General features: G+C 71.2%; 4 protein-coding genes. 1 reads left to right on the top strand and 3 read right to left on the bottom strand.

Annotated features, from left to right (window positions below):
* The 3 genes from ACWGI8_RS42135 to ACWGI8_RS42125 form a co-directional block, all read right to left on the bottom strand.
* The coding region (locus ACWGI8_RS42135; RefSeq protein WP_453668750.1) for an LLM class flavin-dependent oxidoreductase at positions 1-599 on the bottom strand (599 nt) is incomplete at its 3' end.
* Positions 599-1747, bottom strand: a complete 1149-nt coding sequence (locus ACWGI8_RS42130; protein WP_453668749.1) for a CaiB/BaiF CoA transferase family protein — start codon at positions 1745-1747, stop codon at positions 599-601. The genes ACWGI8_RS42130 and ACWGI8_RS42135, both read right to left, overlap by 1 nt.
* A 127-nt stretch (positions 1748-1874) precedes the next feature.
* Positions 1875-2258 carry an MmcQ/YjbR family DNA-binding protein gene (locus tag ACWGI8_RS42125; protein WP_453668748.1) on the bottom strand — a complete coding sequence of 128 codons (384 nt, stop codon included), beginning with the start codon at positions 2256-2258 and terminating at the stop codon, positions 1875-1877.
* 137 nt (positions 2259-2395) lie between these two features.
* Here ACWGI8_RS42125 and ACWGI8_RS42120 point away from each other — a divergent pair.
* Positions 2396-3209 (top strand): saccharopine dehydrogenase family protein (locus tag ACWGI8_RS42120; RefSeq protein ID WP_453668747.1); only part of this gene is annotated, 814 nt, incomplete at its 3' end.

The following is a 3209-nucleotide window of genomic DNA, read 5'->3' as shown; positions in this document are numbered from 1 at the left end:
CCCCAGACCTGGTGGGCCTTCTCGGGCACGAAGAGCGTCGGCAGCCAGCCGTCGGCGATCTCGGCGGTCATCCGGACGTTGGCCGGGCCGAGCGAGGCGACGTACAGCGGGATCGTGTCGCGCACCGGCTTGGTGAGAATCTTCAGCGGTTTGCCGAGCCGTCCGCCCTTCTCCGGCGGAAGCGGCATGTCGGTGATGCCGTGGTGGTCGATGACCTCGCGCCGCCAGATCCGGCGGCACAGCTCGATCGCCTCGCGGGTGCGGCCGAGCGGCTTGTCGTAGGGCTTACCGTGCCAGCCCTCGACCACCTGCGGTCCTGAGGCGCCGAGGCCGAGGATCGCCCGGCCGCCGGAGATCGCGTCGAGGCCGGCGCCGGTCTGGGCGAGGAGCGCGGGGGTGCGGGAGTAGACATTGAGGATGGCCGCACCGATCTTCATCCGCTCGGTACGGGCCGCCAGATAGCCCATGATCGTCGGTGAGTCGAAGCCGTACGCCTCGGCGACCCAGACGGCGTCCAGCCCGGCGGACTCCAGCGCGGCGACCTCGTCGGCGGCCCGGCGCGGATCGCCCGCGTAGCTCAACGGAGTGGACAGTTCCATCAGCGGTCTCCGTCCGTGTGCAGGATGCCGGGTACGCCCCAGTCGCGGGCCACCTCTTCAGTGTCCGCGCCGGGCTGGGCGGGCGGGCGGCGCAGGGACCCCGGAGTCGCGGAGAACCGCGGTGCGGGGGCCGGCTGGGTGATCCCGCCGTGGTCGGTGAAGGTGCCGCGCTCCGCGAGGTGCGGGTGCCTCGGCGCCTCGCGCAGCGACAGTACGGGCGCGACGCACGCGTCGGAGCCCTCGAAGACCGCGGTCCACTCCTCGCGCGTCTTCGTGCGGAAGCGGTCGGCGACGGCTGCGCGCAGCTCGTCCCAGCGGGCGAAGTCCTTGCGGGCCGGTGTCTCGTCCTTGATGCCGAGCAGCTCGATGAACTCGTTGTAGAACTGCTGCTCAAGGGCCCCCACCGCCATGTACTCCCCGTCGGCGGTCTCGTAGTTCCCGTAGAAGGGGCAGCCGCCGTCGAGGAGATTGGCACCGCGGCGGTCCTGCCAGCCGCCGGCCGCCATCATTCCGTGGATCATCGTGGCCAGATGGGCGGCACCGTCGACGATCGCCGCGTCCACGACCTGGCCCGTGCCGCCCTCGCCACGGGCGTGCTGCAGTGCGGCCAGCACGCCGATGACGAGATAGAGCGAGCCTCCCGCGTAGTCACCGACGAGATTGGCGGGGACGGCGGGCGGCTCATCGGGTTTGCCGATCATGCCGAGGGTGCCGGTGATCGCGATGTACGCGATGTCGTGACCGGCGCGCTGGGCGAGCGGCCCGTCCTGCCCCCAGCCGGTCATCCGGCCGTACACCAGCTTGGGGTTACGGGCGTGGCACTCCTTCGGCCCGACGCCGAGCCGCTCGGCGACACCCGGGCGGTAGCCCTCGATGAGGACGTCGGCGCGCTCGACGAGGCCGAGCACCTGCTCCGGTCCGCCGTCGGCCTTGAGGTCGATCAGAACAGACCTTTTGTTGCGATTGGTGAGGTCGTACGCGGGGTCGATCGCGAGTCCCGCGCCGCCGGGACGGTCGATACGGACGACGTCGGCGCCGAGGTCGGCGAGCAGCATGGCGGCGAACGGGCCGGGCCCGATGCCCGCCAGCTCGACCACGCGCACCCCGGCCAGCGGACCGCTCGGCGGACCGTTCTCTGTCGCTGCCATCAAGGCCCCCAGCGCTATGACACAACTGATGTAACATCAGTGATGTTAAGAACGGGTTCCACTCCGCACAAGCCCTGTGGACAAGCGAGCGCTTGTTTTTCCACAGGCGGCCTGCGGCGGCGGAAACTCAGCGCGCGTCCAGCACCGCGATCAACTTCTTCGTGGCGATCGTCCGGTAGCTCTCCGCGACCCAGTCGCAGAGCACGTCCGCCGTAGGAGCACCCTTCCGGGCGCGTGGGATCCGCACCCAGCCCGCCTTCCCCAGGCCGTAGCCCGACGGCTCGGCACCCGGGCAGGACAGGGCGTGCGCGTGCATCGCCTCGTCCTTGAGCTTGACGCCTATGCCCAGCGGATGGCTGCCGTCGTCCACACCCATGAAGACGAAGATCTTCTTGTTGACCTTGACGACCGTCTCGCCCCAGGGAAACTCCTCGGCCGCGCCCGGCAGGCCCAGGGCAAAGGACCGCACCTTCTCCCATTTCGCCAGGGCATGCTTCGGTGCTGCCGCCATCCCGTCCTCCCGGTCGCGCGGACTGTCCTGTCTCACGCTAGCCTCGGCCACCGACGTCGGCGCGGGGCAAGGTCCTGTCCGGTCGACGAGCCCGGCGGGACCGGGCGGGCAGGACCTCGAGCCAGGCGGAGGGGCTAGTGAACAGGCAGAACGGGCCGGAGCGGCCGTACGACATCGTGCTCTTCGGAGCCACCGGCTTCGTCGGCACGCTCACTGCCGAGTACCTCGCCGCGCATGCGCCCGAGGGCTGCCGCTGGGCCGTCGCCGGGCGCAGTGCCACCAAGCTGGAGCAGCTGCGCGAGCGGCTCGCCGTGATCAATCCCGCATGCTCCGGACTGCCTGTGATCGTCGCCGACGCGGCGGACCCGGATTCGCTGCGCGAACTCGCCGAGTCCACCCATGTGGTGGCGACGACCGTCGGCCCGTACGTCTGGTACGGGGAGCCGCTGGTCGCGGCCTGCGCGGAGGCCGGGACGGACTACGCCGACCTCACGGGTGAGCCGGAGTTCGTGGACACCATGTTCGTACGGCACGACGCGCGGGCCCGCGAGACCGGCGCCCGGATCGTGCACGCGTGCGGCTTCGACTCGGTGCCGCACGACCTGGGGGCGTACTTCACGGTCCTGCAGCTGCCGGAAGACGTACCGCTGCGCGTCGACGGATTCGTTCGCGGCGGGGGGATGTTCTCCGGCGGTACGTTCGCCTCCGCGGTCACCGCGATGGGGCGGCAGCGCCAGACGGTCCGCGCGGCCCACGAGCGACGGCTGCACGAACCGCGCCTGGTGGGCCGCCGGGCCAGGGCGCCGCTGTCCGCGCCCCGGTTCAGCAAGGAGACCGGCGCCTGGGCACTGCCGCTGCCCACGCTGGACCCGCAGATCGTGGCGCGGTCGGCCGCCGGGCTGAAGCGGTACGGCCCCGACTTCCAGTACCGGCACTACGCCTCGGTCAAGA

The organism is Streptomyces sp. NPDC054841 (assembly GCF_053611045.1).
This window is presented reverse-complemented; position numbering and strand designations above follow the sequence as displayed.

Bases quoted from the DNA above. Each gene is read 5' to 3' on its own strand.
- ACWGI8_RS42130 (WP_453668749.1), bottom strand. From the start codon at position 1,747: ATGGCAGCGACAGAGAACGGTCCGCCGAGCGGTCCGCTGGCCGGGGTG.
- ACWGI8_RS42125 (WP_453668748.1), bottom strand. From the start codon at position 2,258: ATGGCGGCAGCACCGAAGCATGCCCTGGCGAAATGGGAGAAGGTGCGG.